The organism is Curtobacterium sp. MCSS17_005 (assembly GCF_003234225.2).
Lineage (GTDB): Bacteria > Actinomycetota > Actinomycetes > Actinomycetales > Microbacteriaceae > Curtobacterium > Curtobacterium flaccumfaciens.
Window position 1 is genome coordinate 2,308,331 of the sequence record NZ_CP126258.1, and the last position, 19,872, is coordinate 2,328,202.

General features: G+C 73.0%; 19 protein-coding genes. 9 read left to right on the forward strand and 10 right to left on the reverse strand.

Translation table 11 applies throughout. From position 1 onward, the window contains the following. Window positions 1–7: 7 nt before the first annotated feature. Entirely contained in the window at window positions 8–1,453 is a 1,446-nt protein-coding gene (locus tag DEJ20_RS11080; protein ID WP_111235104.1) for an amidase, read from the reverse strand. A 40-nt stretch (window positions 1,454–1,493) separates the two neighbouring features. Between DEJ20_RS11080 and DEJ20_RS11085 the strand changes: the two genes are divergently transcribed. Then, window positions 1,494–1,793: a hypothetical protein gene (locus DEJ20_RS11085; protein ID WP_258377142.1), complete on the forward strand. Its 300-nt coding sequence runs from the start codon at window positions 1,494–1,496 to the stop codon at window positions 1,791–1,793. Window positions 1,794–1,819: 26 nt separating this feature from the next. On the opposite strand, the gene DEJ20_RS11090 is transcribed toward DEJ20_RS11085, so the two are convergent. Beyond that, window positions 1,820–2,290, reverse strand: a complete 471-nt coding sequence (locus DEJ20_RS11090; RefSeq protein ID WP_284183327.1) for an HIT family protein — start codon at window positions 2,288–2,290, stop codon at window positions 1,820–1,822. Here DEJ20_RS11090 and DEJ20_RS11095 point away from each other — a divergent pair. Together DEJ20_RS11095 and DEJ20_RS11100 are read left to right on the forward strand one after the other, a co-directional pair. Next, a complete protein-coding gene (locus tag DEJ20_RS11095; protein WP_111235107.1) occupies window positions 2,289–3,962 on the forward strand; it encodes an ABC-F family ATP-binding cassette domain-containing protein in 1,674 nt (557 codons plus the stop codon). The genes DEJ20_RS11090 and DEJ20_RS11095 overlap by 2 nt on opposite strands. Window positions 3,963–4,006: 44 nt before the next feature. Beyond that, the gene (locus tag DEJ20_RS11100) at window positions 4,007–4,924 is read left to right on the forward strand and encodes a L,D-transpeptidase (protein WP_111235108.1); all 918 of its coding nucleotides are present in this window, start codon (window positions 4,007–4,009) and stop codon (window positions 4,922–4,924) included. Window positions 4,925–4,975: 51 nt separating this feature from the next. Here the strand turns inward: DEJ20_RS11100 and DEJ20_RS11105 are convergent, their stop codons facing one another. From DEJ20_RS11105 to DEJ20_RS11115, 3 genes are read right to left on the reverse strand one after another with little or no spacing between them, the layout of a single operon-like run. Further along, entirely contained in the window at window positions 4,976–6,256 is a 1,281-nt protein-coding gene (locus tag DEJ20_RS11105; RefSeq protein ID WP_111235109.1) for a cytochrome P450, read from the reverse strand. A 27-nt stretch (window positions 6,257–6,283) separates the two neighbouring features. After that, window positions 6,284–6,847, reverse strand: coding sequence for a gluconokinase (locus tag DEJ20_RS11110; protein ID WP_111235110.1), 564 nt, complete (start codon window positions 6,845–6,847; stop codon window positions 6,284–6,286). Continuing rightward, on the reverse strand, window positions 6,844–8,400 hold the full coding sequence (locus tag DEJ20_RS11115; RefSeq protein WP_071404580.1) for a GntP family permease: 1,557 nt from the start codon (window positions 8,398–8,400) through the stop codon (window positions 6,844–6,846). The genes DEJ20_RS11110 and DEJ20_RS11115 overlap by 4 nt, the downstream gene beginning before the upstream one ends. Before the next feature lie 207 nt (window positions 8,401–8,607). Between DEJ20_RS11115 and DEJ20_RS11120 the strand changes: the two genes are divergently transcribed. Then, complete coding sequence (locus DEJ20_RS11120; RefSeq protein WP_071404579.1) at window positions 8,608–9,306, forward strand: FadR/GntR family transcriptional regulator; 699 nt, start codon at window positions 8,608–8,610, stop codon at window positions 9,304–9,306. Between the two features lie 106 nt (window positions 9,307–9,412). Here the strand turns inward: DEJ20_RS11120 and DEJ20_RS11125 are convergent, their stop codons facing one another. The 5 genes from DEJ20_RS11125 to DEJ20_RS11145 form a co-directional block, all read right to left on the reverse strand. After that, window positions 9,413–10,018 (reverse strand): GNAT family N-acetyltransferase, encoded by a 606-nt coding sequence (locus DEJ20_RS11125; protein ID WP_027465815.1) that lies wholly within the window; start codon window positions 10,016–10,018, stop codon window positions 9,413–9,415. A 9-nt stretch (window positions 10,019–10,027) separates the two neighbouring features. Next, the gene (locus tag DEJ20_RS11130) at window positions 10,028–10,711 is read right to left on the reverse strand and encodes a uracil-DNA glycosylase (protein ID WP_111235111.1); all 684 of its coding nucleotides are present in this window, start codon (window positions 10,709–10,711) and stop codon (window positions 10,028–10,030) included. Window positions 10,712–10,716: 5 nt separating this feature from the next. Beyond that, window positions 10,717–11,436 carry a Type 1 glutamine amidotransferase-like domain-containing protein gene (locus DEJ20_RS11135; protein ID WP_111056349.1) on the reverse strand — a complete coding sequence of 240 codons (720 nt, stop codon included), beginning with the start codon at window positions 11,434–11,436 and terminating at the stop codon, window positions 10,717–10,719. Next, window positions 11,433–11,960, reverse strand: coding sequence for a phosphoribosyltransferase (locus DEJ20_RS11140; RefSeq protein ID WP_051596753.1), 528 nt, complete (start codon window positions 11,958–11,960; stop codon window positions 11,433–11,435). The genes DEJ20_RS11135 and DEJ20_RS11140 overlap by 4 nt, the downstream gene beginning before the upstream one ends. Window positions 11,961–12,064: 104 nt before the next feature. After that, window positions 12,065–12,838, reverse strand: a complete 774-nt coding sequence (locus DEJ20_RS11145; RefSeq protein ID WP_111235112.1) for an SDR family oxidoreductase — start codon at window positions 12,836–12,838, stop codon at window positions 12,065–12,067. 123 nt (window positions 12,839–12,961) lie between these two features. Between DEJ20_RS11145 and DEJ20_RS11150 the strand changes: the two genes are divergently transcribed. The 5 genes from DEJ20_RS11150 to DEJ20_RS11170 all read left to right on the forward strand — a co-directional run bounded on the left by DEJ20_RS11150 (window position 12,962) and on the right by DEJ20_RS11170 (window position 19,853). Further along, window positions 12,962–14,050, forward strand: a complete 1,089-nt coding sequence (locus DEJ20_RS11150) for an acyltransferase family protein (protein ID WP_111235113.1) — start codon at window positions 12,962–12,964, stop codon at window positions 14,048–14,050. Window positions 14,051–14,414: 364 nt separating this feature from the next. Beyond that, window positions 14,415–15,746 carry a bifunctional o-acetylhomoserine/o-acetylserine sulfhydrylase gene (locus DEJ20_RS11155; protein ID WP_111235114.1) on the forward strand — a complete coding sequence of 444 codons (1,332 nt, stop codon included), beginning with the start codon at window positions 14,415–14,417 and terminating at the stop codon, window positions 15,744–15,746. A 294-nt stretch (window positions 15,747–16,040) separates the two neighbouring features. Beyond that, window positions 16,041–17,243 carry a homoserine O-acetyltransferase MetX gene (gene metX / locus DEJ20_RS11160; RefSeq protein WP_111236568.1) on the forward strand — a complete coding sequence of 401 codons (1,203 nt, stop codon included), beginning with the start codon at window positions 16,041–16,043 and terminating at the stop codon, window positions 17,241–17,243. Window positions 17,244–17,376: 133 nt separating this feature from the next. Beyond that, the gene (locus tag DEJ20_RS11165; protein WP_111024826.1) at window positions 17,377–18,534 is read left to right on the forward strand and encodes a sensor histidine kinase; all 1,158 of its coding nucleotides are present in this window, start codon (window positions 17,377–17,379) and stop codon (window positions 18,532–18,534) included. Beyond that, window positions 18,531–19,853, forward strand: coding sequence for a hypothetical protein (locus DEJ20_RS11170; RefSeq protein WP_111236567.1), 1,323 nt, complete (start codon window positions 18,531–18,533; stop codon window positions 19,851–19,853). Before DEJ20_RS11165 ends, DEJ20_RS11170 begins: the two co-directional genes overlap by 4 nt. The last annotated feature ends 19 nt before the right edge of the window (window positions 19,854–19,872 follow it).

The following is a 19,872-nucleotide window of genomic DNA, read 5'->3' on the forward strand; positions in this document are numbered from 1 at the left end:
CCTCCCGTCAGGCGGTCCAGGCAGCCGGGTGCCGCCGCTGCCAGCGCAACCGGCGCTCGAGCTGCGCGCCGATCGCGAGCAGGACGCGCTCGCCGCCGGGGCGCCCGATCAGCTGCACGCCCATCGGCAGCCCGCCGCCGTCGGGGTGGTCGTCGTCGGTCACGCTGACCGGCAGGGTGATCGCGGGGAGCCCGGACACGTTCGCCATCGACGTCCACGGCGAGTACGCGCACTGGCGGCGGAAGTCCTCGTCCGGGTCGTCGCCGTACCAGCCGAGGGGCCGCGGCGTCATCGCGAGGGTCGGCGTGAGCACCGCGTCGAACCGGTCGAACGCACCGATGAGCGTCGTCGAGAAGGTGTCGAGCGTCGTCATCGCGTCGAGGACCTGCGTGCCGGAGAGCGCCTGCCCCCGGGCCACGAGCCACGCAACGAGCGGGGTCAGCGCCGACAGGTCGATCCCGGGCACCTGCGGCAGTCGGGCAGCGGAGCTCTCCCACGCCACCCGGAACGCGTCGGCGTACGGCACGCGGGGCATCCGGACGTCCTCGACGCCGTGCCCGACCTCGCCGAGCACCCGCACGGCGGTCTCCACGGCGGCCCGGGCCGCGGGGTCGACGACCACGTCGACGGTGTCGTCCCACGGCGAGCCGTCGAGCACCCCGACGACGAACCGGCCCTCGCCGCGGACGGCTGCCGCGGTGAACGGCCCCTCGCCGACGTCGGGGGTGACGAGCGCGTAGGGCGACGGCTCGGGCAGCCCGGTCGGCGCGACCAGCGCGTCGAGGAGCATGCCCGCATCGGCGACGGACCGGGTGAGCGGCCCGGCGACGGACAAGCCGCCGACGCCGGAGCGGCCGGGCATCGACGGCACGCGGCCGCGGCTCGGCTTCAGCCCGACGAGTCCGGTCGCCGCGGCGGGGATCCGCACCGATCCGCCGCCGTCCGACCCGACCGCGGCCGGCACGAGTCCGGCGGCGACGGCGACGGCCGCACCGCTCGACGACCCGCCCGGCGCGCGCGTGGTGTCGTAGGGGTTCCGCGTCACGCCGAGCCGGGTCTCGGACGACGAGGACATGCCGAACTCCGGTGACGCCGTCTTGCCGAGGCTGACGGTGCCGGCCGCGTCGAGCGCGGCGACGAGCGGGTGGTCGGCCGACGCGGGCCGCTCCGGCAGGCTCGTGGTGCCGTTCCGCGTGGGGACCCCGGCGCGGTCGTACAGGTCCTTGTCGGCGGACGGGAGGCCCCACAACGGTCTCGACGTCGGCACCAGGTGGCCGAGGCGATCGGCTCGGGCCCGGGCCGCGTCCGCGGTGACCGTCACGAAGGCGCCGAGTCCGGCGTCCAGGCGTTCCACGCGGGACAGGTAGTGCTCGGTGACCTCGAGGGCGGTCGCATCGCCCCGGCGGATCCAGTCCCAGAGTTCCTGTGCGGAGAGGTGGTGGAGTTCGAACACGGCTCCGAGCCTAGGCGGCGGTGGCCCGTATCCTTCGATGGTGGACACCACTCCCCCCTCCGGCACGACGAAGCGCCGGATCGAACTCCGGCTCGTCCGGCCCCTGTTCGCCTGGTTCGCCCGGCCGACCGTCACCGTCGACGGGGTGGGGCACCCGGCCCAGTGGGGCACGGGCACGTGGGCGGTGCCGGACGACGGCGACACGGTGATCGGCGTGTACCTGTTCAACCGCGCGTGGCGGTTCGGGGCGGCGTCGGTGCCGGTCGGCGGCGCGACGGCGCTGGACTACCGGGGCGGGCTGCTGCCGGTGGGTGCGGGTCGGTTGACGCCGCGGGGCTGAGGGCCGGGCCGGGCCCGCTCGGGCGGCTACTCGAACATCTCGGCGAGGAGCGCGTGCGGGTCACCGTCGACGACGTGCGCCGATCGTCGCTCCGGCCAGTGCGTCGTGGCGTCGTCCGGCCAGCACGGCACGACGTGGAGGTGCAGGTGCGGCACGCTCTGACCGGCGTCCGCGCCCGATGCCTGCAGCACGACGGTCCCGGTCGCGCCGAGCGCACCCTTCATCGCACGGGCGACACGTTGCGCCAGTGCCGTGGTGGCGGCGAGCACCGTGGGCCCGGCGGTGAGCAGGTCGGCGGTGTGCTCGACCGGCACGACCAGGGTGTGGCCGGGAGCGAGCGCCGAGTCGGGCAGGGGTGCGAAGGCGACGGCGTGCTCCTCGCGTTCGACCCACGTCGCGGGTTCGTCACCGGCGATCACGGCACAGAAGACGCAGGAGCCCATCGGCCCAGTCTGCTGCACGTGGGGTGCCGCTCCCGCGTGGGACGATGGGCGCATGACCGCCACGCTCGTCGCCAAGGGCCTGTCCGGCGGGTACGCCGCTCGCACGCTGTTCGACTCCCTCGACCTGACGGTGGCGCCGGGCGAGGTGATCGGGGTCGTCGGCGTGAACGGTGCCGGCAAGTCCACGCTGCTCCGGCTGCTGGCCGGGGTCGACGAGCCGCTGGCCGGCACGGTGTCCCTGGCGCCGACGGACGCGTTCGTGGGGTGGCTCCCCCAGGAGCACGAGCGCATCGTTGGCGAGACCGTCGCGGCGTACCTCGGGCGGCGGACCGGCTGCACCGAGGCGACCGTGACGATGGACGCAGCGGCGGCGGCGCTCGGGGACCCCGATGCCGGCGATGCCGCGGCCGACCGGTACTCGGTGGCGCTGGACCGCTGGCTCGCCGCGGGAGCCGCCGACCTGGAGGACCGGATCCCGGCGGTGCTCGCCGACCTCGGGCTCGAACCCGGAACCGGCGACTCCGGTGCCGACGGCGTCGGCCCGGACTCCCTGATGACCGCACTGTCCGGTGGCCAGGTCGCCCGCGTCGGGCTCGCCGCGCTGCTGCTGTCGCGGTTCGACATCGTCCTGCTCGACGAACCCACCAACGACCTCGACCTGGACGGCCTCGACCGGCTCGAGGCGTTCGTGCGCGGGCTGCGCGGCGGGGTGGTGCTCGTCAGCCACGACCGTGAGTTCCTGGCGCGCTCGGTGACCTCGGTGCTCGAGCTCGACCTGGCGCAGTCGTCGAACCGGCTGTTCGGCGGCGGGTACGACTCGTTCCTCGAGGAGCGCGAGATCGCCCGGCAGCACAAGCGTGACGCGTACGACGAGTTCGCGTCGACGAAGGCCGACCTGGTCTCACGGGCACGGACGCAGCGCGAGTGGTCGAGCCAGGGTGTCCGGAACGCCATGAAGAAGAGCCCGGACAACGACAAGATCCGCCGCCGTGCCGCCTCGGAGTCGAGCGAGAAGCAGGCGCAGAAGGTCCGGCAGATGGAGTCCCGCATCGCCCGGCTCGACGAGGTCGAGGAGCCACGCAAGGAGTGGCAGCTCGAGTTCACGATCGGCAGCGCACCCCGGTCCTCGGCCGTCGTCGCGACGCTGTCGAACGCCACGTTCACCCAGGGCGACTTCACCCTCGGCCCGGTCTCGCTGCAGGTCGACGGCGGTGACCGGATCGGCATCACCGGTCCGAACGGCGCGGGCAAGTCCACCCTGCTGCGGGCGCTCCTCGGCAAGCAGGCGCCGACGACGGGCACGGCCTCGCTCGGGTCCAGCGTCGCGGTCGGCGAGGTCGACCAGGCGCGTGCCGCGTTCACCGGGGACCAGCCCCTGGCAGCGGCGTTCGAGGCGATCGTGCCCGCGTACACCACCGCCGACGTCCGGACGCTGCTCGCGAAGTTCGGGCTGAAGGCGGACCACGTCGGCCGACCGGCCTCGGCGCTCTCCCCCGGCGAGCGCACCCGGGCCGGACTCGCGCTGCTGCAGGCCCGCGGGGTGAACGTGCTCGTGCTCGACGAACCGACCAACCACCTGGACCTCACTGCGATCGAACAGCTCGAGCAGGCGCTGGAGTCCTACGACGGGACCCTGCTGCTCGTCACACACGACCGGCGCATGCTGGAGACCGTCCGACTCGACCGGCAGTGGCGGGTCGAGGGCGGCACCGTCACCGAACGCTGACGGATCGACCGAGAGCTGACGGATCGACCGAAGGGGGACGCACCATGCGACGCAACACCTGGATCGCGACGACCGCCGGGGTGGTCGTGCTCGCCGTCGCCGCCGTCGTGGTGGGGGTGACCGTCGGGTCGCCGGCACCGGAGCCGACCCGTGCGGCCCGGGCCACGACGACACCGACCCCGAGCGCCACGCCGAAACCGAAGCCGACGCTCGCGGCCGTCCCCGCCGCACCGTCCGACGCGACCCTGGCCGCGCTGCCGTTGGCGTTCCACGACGCCGTCGTGCCGCAGTTGCTCGACGGCGGGGACGTGGAGCCCGAGGACACGTGGCAGATCGCGACCCCACGCACGCCGCTCGTCGCCCTGTACGCGAGCCCGTCGAGCCGCGCCCGGCCGGTGGCGACCCTGTCCCACCTGGTGTCGACGATCAACCGGCCCGCGGCCACCGCGGTGTGGGGTCGCTCCCCCGGCCAGGACGGCGGGATGCTCCTGGTGTCGACGCCGTCCCGCAACCGCACCCCCGGTGACGGCGGTGATCCGGACGCCCCGAGCGCGACGTTCGCCTGGGCCCGGGCCGCCGACTTCACCGTGACCCGCACCGACCGGATGATCACGGTCGACGTCGCCGCCAGCACGGTGTCCGTTGTCACCCGGTCGGGAAAGGTCACCGCGACCGAGGCCGCCCGGCTCGGGACACCGGAGGACCCCACACCGGCCGACACCGCCACCTACGTCGAGGCAGCGTACGTCGACACCCGCGTGGCGTACACGCAGGGCAACCCGATCATCCTGACCGGGGCACACTCGTCCCGGATCCCGTCGTACGGCGGCAACGCTGCGCTGACCGCGTTGCACTACTACCCGGACCCGACCGGCAGCTCGCACGGCTGCGTCCGGATCTCGGCGGAGATGACCCGGACCCTGGCGGCGCTGCCCGTCGGCACCCCGATCCGGTTCAGCTGAGCGACTGGCCGGCGGACACCGGGGCGGGAACCGGGGCGGGAACCGACCGGGTCAGTGGAAGGGGCAGCGGCCCCGGACCTCGCCGCCCGATGCCGGCTTCGTCGGCAGCCGGTGGCGGTTCACCTGCAGCCCGTCGTCGAGGATCGTCAGCCGCGGGTCGCTGAGCACCGAGACCGCGGCCGCGAGCGCGGCGACGGCGACCTTCTCGCCGGGGCACCGGTGTCCCGTGGCGACGTCGGCACCGCCGTGCGGGACGAACGTCGTGATCGACTCGGAGTCGTCCACACCGAGGAACCGTGATGGGTCGAACTCGCCGGCGCGGTCCCACGAGCCCTCGTCGGTGTCGGTCCCGGTGATGTCGAGCACCACGCGCCCGCCGGCAGGCAGGTGCTGGCCGTCGAGCTCGACATCCGTGGTGGCCCAGGCGGGCAGCATCGGCACGAACGGCGCCGTCCGGCGGATCTCCTGCGCGAAGGCGACGGCGAGCGGACCGTCGACGCGCGGCCCGTCAGCGACCTCGGCCGCCGCGCTCTCGGCGGCGATCCGTTCCCGCCACTCCGGCCGGTCGTGCAGCTCCTTCGCCGCGAACGCCACGAACCGGGCCACCGCGATGGCCGGCCGGATGCTGTTCTGCAGTTCGATGCCGGCCAGCCGCGCCGGCAGCAGCGCCCCGGAGGGGTCCCGGTGCCACGCCCACTCGTACAGGGCGGTGTGTGGCTCGGGGTTCAACCGGCCACCGCGCACGGCCTCAACCAGCCGCCGGGCATGCCGGTCCGACCAGTGCCGGTTCAGGACGGCCTGCAGGTACTCCGGTGAGTAGGGCACCCCGAAGCCGTCGACGACCTGGGCGAGCCGCGCCGCCCAGCGGGTCTTCGCCGCCGGCGTCCCCGGCAGCCCGGCCCACCGCATGACGGCGCGGCCGATCGCGCCGACGGCAGCGTCGTACGCCGACCGGGTGCCGCCGGCGAGCCAGGCGTCGCGTTCGGTGGCCCACTCGTGGGTCAGCAGGGGTGCGAGTCGCCGGACCTGCTCGTCCTCGTACGCGACGTCGACGAAGGTCGCCTTGCGGTGGTGGTGTTCCGCCCCGTCGAGGCTGTGCACCGACCCGACGCCGAACAGCGTCCGCTGCACGATCGCCGGCATCGCGCCGTGGCGTGCCGTGCGGTCGCCGTCGTAGAACAGCCCGACGCCCTCGGCACCACGCACGAGCAGCGCCGGACGTCCGAGCAGTCGGAAGCCCACGGCCCGCGCCCCCGGCCGGGTCCGGCGCCACAGGTGGGCACCGAATCCGTAGCCGCGGGTCAGGAGCGAGAGGGAGTCGTCGATCGCCATGCGGCCATGCTGCCGATCGCCGCCCGATCAGGCTCTCGGGATCCGGACCAGTCCGAGCCGCGCCACGACCTCGGCACTCTCCTCTTCGGGGGTGCGGTCGGCGGCGATCGTCACGTGGGCCTCGTCGGGCTGCGGCGGCTCGAGCGTGGCGAGCTGCGACTGCAGCAGCGACGTCGGCATGAAGTGCCCGGAACGCTGCGACATCCGTTCCTCGATGAGGGCACCGTCACCAGCCACGTGCACGAACACCACCCCGGGGGCCCGCAGCACGTCGCGGTACGAGCGCTTCAGGGCCGAGCAGGTCACGACGCCGTTCGTGCCGGCGTCCAGGTGTCCGCGGATCCAGCCGGCGACGACGTCGAGCCACGGCCAGCGGTCCTCGTCGGTGAGCGGGGTGCCGGCGTGCATCTTGTCGACGTTCGCCGGCGGGTGCATCGCGTCGCCCTCGGCGAACTCCCACCCGACCTGCTCCGCCACCATGGCGGCGACGGTCGACTTGCCGGACCCGGAGACCCCCATCACGACCAGGACGCGGGCGTCCAGCCCGGCGTCGGCCGCACCGGCAGCAGCAACTCCTCCTGCGCCGCTCATCGGATGAACACCCCGGCCAGCAGGACCCCGAGCAGACCGAACACCGAGATGAGGCACTCGAGCACCGTCCACGTCTTGAACGTCTGCCCCACCGTGGTGCCGAGGTACCCCTTGACCAGCCAGAACCCGGCGTCGTTCACGTGCGACAGGAACACCGAGCCGGCACCGATCGCGAGCACGAGCAGCGACGTCATCGGCGTCGACAGGTCGGCGGCGATCGGCGCCATGATGCCGGCGGCGGTCACGGTGGCGACCGTGGCCGACCCGGTCGCCACGCGGACCAGGGCCGAGACGACCCAGGCGACGAGCAGCACCGAGACGCCGGAGTCCTTGACGGCGTCGGCGATCACGCCGCCGATGCCGGTGTCGATGAGCACCTGCTTGAACCCGCCGCCGGCACCGACGATGAGCAGCACCCCGGCGATCGGGGGCAGCGCGCTCTCGAGCGACTTCGACACTGCCGAGCGGTCCATGCCACCGCCGATCGCGAAGAAGACCATCGCGTAGACGGCCGCGATGCCGATGGCGATCATCGGTGAACCGAGGAAGTCGAGCAGGCTCACCCACGAGCCGGCGGCGTCGGGGGCGGTTGCCTCACGGATCGCCTGGGCGAGCATGAGCACGACCGGCAGCAGGATGCCGATCAGGGCGACGGTGAACGACGGGCTGCGCGGCTCGCTGATGACGCGCGTGAAGTCGCTCTTGCCGTTGGGCAGGGATGCGGTGTCCTGCGTGGCGGGGCCGCGCCGGGCCTCCCGTCCGGGGTGTGCCGGGTCGTCGGCGAAGGCGGCGGACCCGGAACCCGACCCCGAACCCGGCCCGGCGGTGGCGACCGCCCCACGCGACCCGAACATGTCGGGGACGGGGATGTCGACCCACCGGGCCGCGAACCGGGCGAAGAGCGGCCCGGCCAGGATGATCACCGGGATCGCCAGCACGATGCCGAAGGCGAGCGTGGTGCCGAGGTTCGCGCCGACGGTGGAGATCGCGACGAGCGGGCCGGGGTGCGGCGGGACGAACGCGTGCATCGTCGACAGGCCGACCAGCGCGGGGACGGCGATCTTCATGATCGGCACCTCGCTCCGCTTGGCGACCAGCACGATGATCGGGATGAGCAGGACGAGCCCGACCTCGAAGAACATCGGCAGCCCGATGAGCGCCCCGATCAGGGCCATCGTCCACGGCAGCGCCGCCTTCGACGACTTCCGCACCAGGGTGTCCACGACGCGGTCCGCTGCGCCCGAGTCGACGAGCATCTTGCCGAACATCGCCCCGAGCCCGACCAGGATGCCGACGCTCGTCATGGTCGCGCCGAAACCGTCGCCGAAGCTCGTGACCGCCTTGTCCGGCGCCAGACCCGCGCCGATGCCGACCCCGAGCGCGCCGATCGTGAGCGCGATGAACGGGTGCACCTTCAGCCAGGTGATGAGCGCGATGATCACCACGATGCCGACGAGTGCCGCGATGATCAGCTGCGGGATCGAACCGGACGGGTCGACCGTCTCGGTGGTGCCACCCGCGGCGAGCAGGTGGTCCGGGAGAGCGTGAGGCATCAGCGCCCCTTCCTGGAGTCGCTGCTGCGCGGCTCCGTCGCCTTCGTGTCGAGGGTGGACTGGCGCGACGAACGCCGACCCTCAATAATCTGATTAATCAGACTATACGACGTCGTCCCGCGCGCCAACCGCCCGTCCCCGGAGTCTGCCGCTTCGATGGGACCGGCGTCACGGCGACCGCGTGACCCGTACTGCACGGAGGAAACGATGCCCACCGCACGCGGACTGCACGCCCACGTGCTCGACACCCTGGGCCAGCGGATCGTCGACGGCGACCTGGCCACGGGGTCCGTCGTGCGACCCGAACTGGTCGCCGACGAGTTCGGGGTGTCCCGCTCCGTCGTCCGCGAGGCCCTGCGCGTCCTGCAGTCCCTCGGCCTGGTCGAGCCCCGGCAGCGCGTCGGCACGCTCGTCCGCGACATCACCGCGTGGGAGCTGCTCGCCCCCACCGTGATCCGGTGGCGCGGTACCTCACCGGCGTACTTCGTGCAGCAGCGGGAGCTCGTCGAGCTCCGGCTCGGCGTCGAACCGGTCGCCGCGTCCCTGACCGCCGGCTCCGCGGGCGCGGACGCCGTGCTCGCCGCCGCCGAGGACATGCTCGACGCCTGCGGACGCGAGGACAGCCGCGCCTACCTGGAGGCCGACGTCCGCTTCCACCGTGCACTGCTCACCGGGTCGGGGAACGCCGTGTTCGCGCACTTCGCCGGCACGGTGGAGGCTCTGCTCCGCACCCGCACCTCGGAGTCGCGCGATCCCATCACGCGCTGGACGCGCGAGGCGGCGCTCCGGCACCAGGCAGTCGGGCGCGCAGCGGTCGACGGTGACGCGGACGCCGCTGCGGCGGCCGCAACCGCGCTGCTCCGCGTGACGCGCGACGAGTTCATCACCGAGGCGCCGGCAGGCTGACGCGACCGGGCGACGGGCCTGGAGGCGCGCGCCGGGGCCGCCACGGGCCTCCCGTCCGCCCTGCCCACGTTCGCCTGCGTGACGCGCGTCGACCGCGTCGGCTCCGTCAGCGTCGTCGCGCGAACAGCCGCGGGCCGCGCAGGCGCAGCCGCATCGTCACCGTGCCGAGCCAGCGGTCGTACTTGTAGCCGACCTTGCCCATCCGGCCCACTTCCTCGAAGCCGAGACGCTCGTGCAGCCGGATCGACGCCTCGGCCTGCCGGTCCGCGATGACGGCGACGACCTCGCGCACGCCGGCCGAGCGGCACTCGTCGAGCAGCGCCTCCATCAGCGCGCGGCCGAGCCCCTTGCCACCGGACGCGGCGCCGAGGTAGATCGAGTCCTCGACGACGTGGTTCGAGCGGTCCCGCGGGTTCCACGCGTCGACCAGCGCGTACCCGAGGATCTGCCCGGCGGGGTTCTCCGCCACCAGGAACGGCAGGCGGCGCTTCCGGATGTCGTCGTAGCGCTTCTTCCACGCGGCGTACGTGAACGCCGCCGGGTCGAAGGTCACCGACGAGTTGCGGACGTAGTGCGTGTGGATCTCGCGCACGTGGGGCAGGTCCCCCACCTCGGCCGCACGGATGCGGTACTCGAAGGCCGTCTCGGTCGCCGCCGGGGCACGCAGGTGTCGCGGCAGGACCCGCCGTCGCTGGTATTCCTCCTCGAGCACGTGCCGAGCCTACTGAGCGGGCAGCGTCCAGTCGACGGGCGGTGCGCCCTGCGACTCGAGCAGCGCGTTCACCTGCGAGAACGGGCGGCTGCCGAAGAACCCGCGCGACGCGCTCAGCGGGCTCGGGTGGGCCGACGCGACGACCGGGGTGTCGCCGAGGAGCGGTCGCACGGACCCGGCCTGGGCGCCCCAGAGCACGGCGACGAGCGGGGTGCCACGGGCGACCAGGGCGCGGACGGCCTGGTCGGTGACCGATTCCCAGCCCTTGCCACGGTGACTGCCGGCCTCGCCCGCCTGCACGGTGAGCACCCGGTTGAGCAGCAGGACGCCCTGGTCGGACCAGGCCCGCAGGTCACCGTGCTGCGGGGGCGTCACCCCGAGGTCGTCGGCGAGCTCGCGGTAGATGTTCGCCAGGCTCCGCGGCACCGGACGGACGGCCGGGTCGACCGCGAAGGACAGACCGATCGGGTGGCCCGGCGTCGGGTACGGGTCCTGCCCGACGACCAGCACCTTGACGGCGTCGAACGGGGTCGTGAACGCGCGCAGCACGTCGCCGCCCGCGGGCAGGTAGTGACGGCCCGCAGCGGTCTCGTCCCGCAGCCACGCGCCGATCCGGTGCACGTCGGGCTCGACCGGCGCGAGGGCATCGGCCCAGCCGGGGTCGACCAGGTCGGCGAGCGGCCGGGGTTCCACGTCGGCTACGCGCCCATGGTGGCGACGGCCACCGACTCCTCGCCGGCCATCACACGCCAGACACTGCCGGTCCCGCGGACCTCGAGCGCGCCCTCGCCGACGACGAGCGTGGTGTCCTCGTCGATCGCAAGTCCGGCGGTGACGAACTCGGCCTCGGCGCTGGCGATGAGCCGCGCGAGCGTGCCGGCCTGCACCGCGTGCACGTCGATGGTCAGGTCGACCAGGCCGAGGCCCTCGCGGAGCTCGACCTCGTCCAGCCCCTCGGACGCCGCCTCGGGGCAGATCTCGACGCCGCCGATGCGCCAGCCGCCCACCAGGGCACGGTCGGCGGCGATCATCGCACCGGCCGAGTAGCCGAGGTAAGGAAGGCCGTCGGAGACGAGCAGCCGGAGCTGGTCGACGAGCGGGGCGATCGCCGCCAGGTAGTCGGGGGTGACGCCGCCACCGACCACCAGGGCATCGACGTCGCTCAGGACGGTGGTGTCGAAGACCTGACCGGCCGCGACCTCGGTGACGAGCACCTCGGCCGTGCGCGGGCCGCCGAGGACCTCGGCGATGTCGGCGGTCGACGACGGGCTGCCGCCGTCCGGGCCCGCCACGGAGAGCAGGGCGATGCGCGGGACGCTCCGGCCGACCGCTGCCGAACGGGCGGTCGCCTCGGCGAGGAACGGTGCTGCGGCGTCCGAGGCGGCGAAGAGACCGCCGCCGACCAGGTGGATGCTCACGACTCGGCCGTCACGGGGGCGAGGGCGCTCCACGGGAACGTGATCCAGCCGTCGACCCGGCGCCACACGTGGTCGGGCTCGAGGACGGTGCCGGGCTTCGAGTACAGGCAGGCGCTCCGGACGTCGGCACCGGCGTTCCGGATGATGTCGACCACCAGGCGCAGGGTGCGGCCGGAGTCCGACACGTCGTCGACGACGAGGACCCGCTTGCCGGCCAGGCTCGGGGCGTCGAGGGCGGGGGCGAGCACGACCGGCTCCTCCAGCCGCTGCTCGACGTCGGTGTAGAACTCGACGTTGATCGAGCCGCACTCCTTGGTACCGAGGGCGTACGCCACGGCGCCGGCGATGATCAGTCCGCCGCGGGCGACGGCGACGACGACCTCGGGCTCGAAGCCGCTGGACAGGACGTCCTTGGCGAGCAGGCGTGCGGCGTCACCGAACTCGAGCCAGCCGAGTACCTCGGGCCCGCTCGTCACGGTCACGGTGGACGGAGCCGCGGGCTCGGGTTCGCTGCTGATCGGCATCCGACCACGGTACCGGCAGGGAGCCCACGCCCGCGACCCGCCGCCGCCGCCCGGGCGCTGCGCGGGCCGGGCGCGGGTTCGGGTCGGGGCCGGCGCGGGTCGGCTCAGCGGGGCGTCAGCGGGCCGCGGGCCAGCTTGTGCTGCGCCGACTGCGCCACCGGCCGGATCGTCACGAGGTCGAGGTTCACGTGTGCCGGCAGCTCCACCGCGTGCACGATCGCCTCGGCGACGTCGTCGGCCACGAGCGGCTCCGGCACGTCGTCGTACACCGCGGCGGCCTTCTGCTCGTCCCCGCGGAACCGGGTGAGCGCGAACTCGTCGGTCTTCACCATGCCCGGCGCGATCTCGACGACCCGGATCGGCTCGCCGTTCAGTTCGAGCCGGAGCGCGCCGACCAGGGCGTGCTCGGCGAACTTCGCGGCGTTGTAGCCGCCACCGTTCTCGTACGCGACGAACCCGGCGGTGCTGGTCACCGTGACGATGTCCGCTCCCCCGGACGCGCGAGCCCGGTCGCGCAGGTACGGCAGCAGCGCGGAGACGACCCGCTTCGTGCCGATCACGTTGACCTCGAACATGGCGCGCCAGTCCTCGACGTCGGACTCCTCGACGCTCGCCGACCCGAACGCCCCACCGGCGTTGTTCACGAGCACGTCCGCGCCGCCGAGGTCCGCGACCCGCACGGCGAGCGCCGCCACGTCGTCGGCGTCCGTGATGTCGGCGACCAGGGTGTCGGCCCCGGTCTCCGCGGCGAGCGCCTCGAGCTTCGCGGCGCGGCGGGCCACGGCGAGCACGTCCCAGCCCCGCGACCGGAACAGCCGGACGGTCGCCGCCCCGATGCCCGAGCTCGCTCCGGTGACGACTGCGCGCCGTGCTGCCATGTGATCTGCCTCCTGCGTCGGTGACCGGGGTGCGTGGTGGCCCGGTCCGTCCACCGTACCGAGCGGGACGCTTCCGGCGCCGCACCGGGCCGTCCAGGTCACGATCCGGTAACGTGACCGGCGATGACGACGGATGCCGCCCCTCCCGCCCCCTCGGCCCCGGCGACGCAGCTCGAGCCCGGTCGAGCCCCGCGCCGGATCCCGATGTGGGACACCGCGCGGTTCGTCGCGGTCACGCTCGTGGTCATCGGGCACGCGATCCAGCGGCAGACGCCGGCGAGCGAGCACGCCCTGGCGCTCTACACGTTCATCTACGCGTTCCACATGCCGGCGTTCGGCGTGATCAGCGGCTACTTCTCGTCGGCGGACACCCCGACGGCGAGGCGGATGCGCCGGACGATCACGGACATCGTGGTGCCGTACATCATCATGCAGACGATCTGGACCGTGGTGCAGGGCATCGTCGAGGGCGGCAAGGACTTCAACCCGACGAAGCCGACGTGGACCCTGTGGTTCCTGCTGGCCCTGGGCATCTTCAAGCTGATCCTGCCGTACCTGGCGCAGCTGCGGTGGCCGCTGTTCTGGGCTGTCGTGTTCAGCATCGGCGTCGGCTACTTCGACAACGTGGACTCGACGCTCTCGCTGTCCCGCGCGATCAGCCTGCTGCCGTTCTTCCTGCTCGGGTGGCAGGTCAAGCAGTGGGGCGTCTTCGACCGCTGGTACGAGGCGTCACGCCGCACCGTCGTCCGGGTGCGGATCGCCGCCGTCGTGGTGTTCGCCGCGTGGGCGGTGTCCTGCGCGGTCTGGATCCCGCAGTTCAAGGAGTTCGACCTGCACCACTGGTTCTTCTACGACGACTCCTACTCGGGGCTCGGTGAGGACGCCTGGTGGGCGGGTGCGGTGCGCTTCGGCCTGATGCTGCTCGCGACCCTGCTGACGGCGTCGTTCCTGGTGCTCATCCCCCGTCGGAACATCTGGATCACCCAGTTCGGCGCCGCGACGATGTACGTCTACCTCCTCCACACGTTCGTGCTCTACCCGATCCGGGAGTCCGGTGTCCTGGCCGGCGAGCACTCGGCCTGGCCGTTCGTGCTCCTCATGGTCGTCATCGCGTGTGCCGTCAGCCTCTTCCTGGCGCAGCCCTTCGTGCGGCGCGGGATGCGGTGGCTGCTCGAGCCGAAGGTCGACTGGCTGTTCCGCCGCGACAAGTGACATCTCCGCGCAAGCAGTCGTCTTCGCTGCGCTCAGTCGGCAGCGCGCGACGTCGCGGTGCCACCCCGCACCGTGCGAGGGCCGTCCACGAACGGTGCGAGGTTCCGTCCGTGGTGCAGGGGGCGCAGGCTCGCACCGAGTCCGCAACCTCGCACCACAGGTGGCCTCGCACAGTGCGACCCAGGGTCGCGCCTCCGGACGGGAGGCGCGGGGCGGGCCGGGCGGGTGCGTTACGTCCCGAGGCGGCGCGGTGGTGCGGGCCCGGCCACCTGCGTACCGTGACAGCCGACGCACAGCCGCGCCGCGCCTCCAGGCCGAGCGCAAGGCGACCCGACGACCAGCCGCACCGGACAGGAGCACCAAGATGACCGAGCACGACGCCGCGCAGTGGCAGTTCGAGACCACCCAGGTCCACGCCGGCGCGCAGCCGGACCCGACCACGGGCGCCCGAGCGACGCCGATCTACAAGACGACCTCGTACGTCTTCGCGAACTCGGACGAAGCGCGCGACCTGTTCGCGCTCGCCAAGCCGGGCAACATCTACTCCCGGATCATGAACCCGACGAACGACGTCGTCGAGCAGCGGATCGCCGCGCTCGAGGGCGGCTCCGGGGCCCTGCTCGTCGCGTCCGGCCAGGCTGCCGAGACCTACGCGGTGCTGAACATCGCGGGGGCGGGTGACCACATCGTGTCGTCGTCGTCGATCTACGGCGGCACGTACAACCTGTTCAAGTACACGCTGGCGAAGCTCGGCATCGAGACGACGTTCGTCGAGGACCAGGACGACCTCGAGGAGTGGCGCCGCGCGGTCCGCCCGAACACGAAGCTGTTCTTCGCCGAGACCATCGGCAACCCGAAGATCAACGTCCTCGACATCACGGGCGTCAGCGACGTCGCCCACGAGTCCGGCGTCCCGCTGATCGTCGACAACACGATCGCGACGCCGTACCTGATCCGTCCGTTCGAGCACGGTGCCGACATCGTGGTGCACTCGGCCACGAAGTTCCTCGGTGGCCACGGCACGGTCATCGGCGGGATCATCGTCGACGGCGGGAAGTTCGCCTGGTCGCAGCACGCCGACCGGTTCCCGGAGTTCAACACGCCCGACCCGTCGTACCACGGCGCGGTCTTCGCCGAGGCGGTCGGCAACGAGCTCGCCTACATCGTGAAGGCCCGGGTGCAGCTGCTCCGCGACCTCGGTGCGTCGAACTCGGCGGACACGGCCTTCGCGCTGCTGCAGGGCATCGAGACCCTGTCGCTCCGCATCGAGCGGCACGTGTCCAACGCGCAGGATATCGCGGAGTGGCTCGACCAGCACCCCGACGTCGCCACCGTCGCCTACGCCGGGCTGCCGACGTCCCCCTGGTACGCCGCCGCGAACCGGTACGCGCCGAAGGGCGTCGGCGCCGTGCTGTCGTTCGAGCTCAAGGGCGGGGTGACCGCGGGCAAGGCGTTCGTCGACAACCTGCAGCTGTTCTCGCACCTGGCGAACATCGGTGACGTCCGCTCGCTCGTCATCCACCCGGCGTCGACCACGCACTCGCAGCTCACCCCCGAGCAGCAGCTCACCACCGGGGTCACGCCCGGCCTGGTGCGCCTGTCGGTCGGCATCGAGAACATCGCCGACCTGAAGGCCGACCTCGAGGCCGGCCTCGCCGCGGCCCGGGCGATCGCGCAGGAGAGCCAGCGCGCGTAGGGCCCGCGCGGCCTGCCTGCCTCCCTGGCTGCCTGCCGACGCAGAACGACAGGGTCGACGTCGTACGACATCGACCCTGTCGTTCTGCGTCGGTCCAACCCGCCCAACCCGCCCAACCCGCCCAACCCGCCCAACCCGCCCAACCCGCCCAACCCGCCCAACCCGCCCAACCCGCCCAACCCGCCCAACCGGCCCGACGCGCCCGACCCGAGCGCGGCCCGGACACCCGGCCACGCACCGGCGTGACGTAACACGGCGGCGGCGACCCGCGCCTCCCGGCAGACTGGACGCACGATGGACTGGCAGACGACCCCCGAGGACTCCGTGCCGTCCACCCTGGTGCCCGGCACCGAACTCGGCACCCTCGGCAAGCCGCCCGTGACCGGTGCCTGGCGTCCCGGTGACCACCCGGGTGCACGCCACTTCGAGTCCCTCGGCGAGCAGTGGGTGCGCGGCGGCCGCCTGCCGTCCGTGCGCGTGGCGTACGAGACGTGGGGCACGCTCAACGCCGCCCGCGACAACGCGGTGCTCGTCCTGCACGCACTGACCGGGGACTCGCACGTCGCGGGCGCCCCCGGCCCGGGCCACCGCACCGCCGGCTGGTGGGGTGACGTCGTCGGGCCCGGGCGGGCGATCGACACCGACCGGTGGTTCGTGATCGCGCCGAACATGCTCGGCGGCTGCCAGGGCACCACCGGGCCGTCGTCGGTGTCGCCGACGGGCGCGGAGTGGGGCTCGCGGTTCCCGTTCGTGACGGTGCGCGACCAGGTCGAGGTGCAGGCGCAGCTCGCCGACCGGCTCGGCATCGAGACCTTCGCGGCCGTCGTGGGCGGGTCGATGGGCGGCATGCACGCCCTCGAGTTCGCGGTCTCGCACCCGGATCGCGTGCAGCGGCTGGCGGTCCTGGCGTCGACGGCGCAGACCACCGCCGACCAGATCGCGGCGAACTCGCTGCAGCGGGCGGCGATCCAGATGGACCCGGCGTTCGCCGGCGGCGACTACTTCGAGGCCGATGTCGGCGAGGGACCGCACCGGGGACTGTCGCTGGCCCGGCGGATGGCGCTCATGACGTACCGCGCGTCGGACGAGCTGAACAGCCGCTTTGCGCGGTCCTGGCAGAGCGACGTCTCCCCGCTCGGCGACGACGGCCGGTTCTCGGTGGAGAGCTACCTCGACTTCCACGGCAACAAGTTCACGCGGCGGTTCGACGCCTCGAGCTACGTCACGCTGACGTACGCGATGGACTCGCACGACGTCGGCGCCGGGCGCGGCGGGGTGTCGGCCGCCCTCGGGCTGGTGACCGCGCGGACCCTGGTGGTGGGGATCTCGAGCGACCGGCTGTTCCCCGTCGAGGACCAGCACCGGATCGCCGCGGGCGTGCCGGACGCGCTCGACGGGGACACCGCAGCGGTGATCGAGAGCGAGTTCGGACACGACGGGTTCCTCATCGAGCACGAGCAGGTCGGGGCGCACCTGCGGCGGTTGCTCGAGTCCTGACAGGGGCCTGCCGCCACCGCGGCGCGCCGAAGACCCCCCAACGGGTGGCGCGCGTGGAATGATGGCGTGGAGCCCGGCACTGACCGACGCTCGGTTTCCCGCACCACCCAGATCGTCACCAACCAGGACATCGATGGACTTCATCGCACAGGAACGCGACCGCTTGCTGCGGTCGGCGACCCGTGTCGTGGGCATCGTCTGCGCGCTCGTCAGCGTCGTGGGCATCCTCTCCGCCGCCGCCGTGCCCACGCTGCCCCTCATCGGCGCACTCCTCTGCATCGCCGCGATGATCACCGCGCTCGTGTGCTTCGGCCGTGGCGGTGAAGTGTGGTGGACCGCCGCCATCGTCGTCGCCGGCCTCGCCACGATGGTGCTGCTCTTCACCGGCGTCGACGACTCGGCGCGGCCCCTCGTCGCCAGCGCCGTCATGCCCCTGGCCGCCGGCGGGCTCTCGGCACCGCTGATGGCACAGCGCGGGCACCCGGTCGGTCTCGGCATCACCATCGCCGGGGGCGGCGCCGTGGTGGTGCTCATGGTCTGGGGCTCGGGCTCGCTCCTGTCGACCCCGGTCAGCGGCGCACTGCTCGGGTGGATCCTGATGGCCGTCGTGGCGATCTGGATCTCGCGCAGCATCCCCCGCGTCGCCCGCCGCATCTACAGCATCGGCACCGCCCACCGTGCCGAACGGCAGGCCAGCGAGACCGAGGCGCAGCGCCGCCAGGGTGCCCGCCTGCTGCACGACACCGTGCTCGCGACCCTGACGTTGCTGGCGCACTCCGGCGTCGGCGTCTCCGAGCAGGCGATGCGCGAGCAGGCCGCCGAGGACGCCCGACTGCTGCGGCACCTGCGCCTCGGTGCGACCCCGCAGCCCTCGCAGTCCGGTGACTACTCGCTCACGCGAGAAGAGGAATCGCCCCTCGGGCAGACCCTCGAATCGGTCAAGCAGCGCTTCGGCCGGATGGGGCTCGAGGTCAGCTGGCACGGCACCGGCCAGGTCCTGCTGCCGTCGAACGTGCTCGACGCGTTCTTGCTCGCGCTCGGCGAGTGCCTCGAGAACGTCCGTCGGCACGCCGGCGTCGGCGAGGCGCACGTCACGATCGTCCACGACAACGAGGTCGTCCGTGCGATGGTCACCGACTCCGGCGTCGGCTTCGACCTCACCACCGTCAGTGCCGAGCGACTCGGCTTCAAGGAGAGCGTCGTGAACCGCCTGCGCGAGGTCGGCGGCGACGCGAAGCTCTTCTCCGCGCCGGGCTCCGGCACCACCGTCGTCCTGGAGGCACCGCGATGACCCGGGTCCCCGAGGACACCATCGGCCGCAGCCTGCCCGGCGAGACGGCTCCGCCCGCACCCCGCACCCGCCGCGAGGCGCGCGAGCGGTACCGGACCAGCGAGCGCCGGCAGGCCAGAGGGCTCCCGTCGACGTCCACCGGCGCCCGGTCCCTGCGGCAGGCCGCGAAGCCCGGCGCCTCGCTCGGTGCCGGCTACCTCGGCCTCGGCGCCGCGGTCCTCACCGCGATCGAAGCCGTCGCCGGCATCGCGTTCTTCCTGGTGCGCTGGAACGAGTACTCCGACCCGTGGTTGCCCGCGGTCGCCTGGGGGCTCTACGTCGTCGCCGCCGTCGGGGTCGGACTCAGCGTCCTGACCTACGGCGAACGCCTGACGGGTCCGGCCTTCGCGTTGATCTGCGTCGTGCTGGCGTGCGTGGTCACGCTCGACTTCATCGGCATCTGGCCCGAGCACGACATCGCGCACACCGCGACCGCCTCGATGGCCGCGGGATTCGCCCTGCTGCCGATCGCCACGCTCCGACCCGCCCGGGAAGTCGCAGCCGCCATCGCTGTGCTCGGCCTCGCGTTCATCGCGATGGCCGTCGCGTCGACGCCGATCACGAACGACACCATGCCCGGCATCGTGTCCCTGCTGTCGCTCGTCGTCGTGCCGCCGGCGCTCGCGCTGTACGTCGTGCAGCGGTTCCGCCAGCTCGTGCAGCGCGAACTCGACCGGGTGCTCGTGCAGAGCAACGTGCAGGCACCGCAGTTCGCCGTCGGCATGCTCGCCTCGGACGAGCTCGCCCGGCTCGACCTGGCCGCCGAGAAGCTGCTCGACGCCGTCGCGAACGGCACCGACCCGCTGCCACTGTCCGACGCCTCGAGCTCCGTCGCCGCGTCACTCGCCACCGAGCTCCGCCTGCACCTGATCGAGGGACGCCGCGAGACCTGGCTGTACCACGCGATCACCGAGTCCGACCACCTCGGTCGTTCTGTCAGCGTCGCGGACCCGACCGCCCTGGCCGGGCACCTCTCCCCCGCACAGCGCGACGGGTTGCTGCAGGCGATCTGGCAGATGGTCGGCGACGGCCGCACCGCGCAGCCCGGCATGCCCGTCGTCTCCGTCACCCTCGGCCCGATCGGGTCCGACGGTCACCCGGTCAGCGACGACACGATGGACGTGCCCGTCGTCATCGAGTCCCGCGGCGTGCCCCGGCGCAGCCTCGGTCCGACGGCCTGGAGTGCCCTGCAGCGCATCGGGCCGTACACCGAGTCCGTCCGGGACGGCACGCTGCACATCGTCGCGCACTGCGTCGTGAACCGACATCCGTCGATGTAGCCGCCGGACACCCGCACGC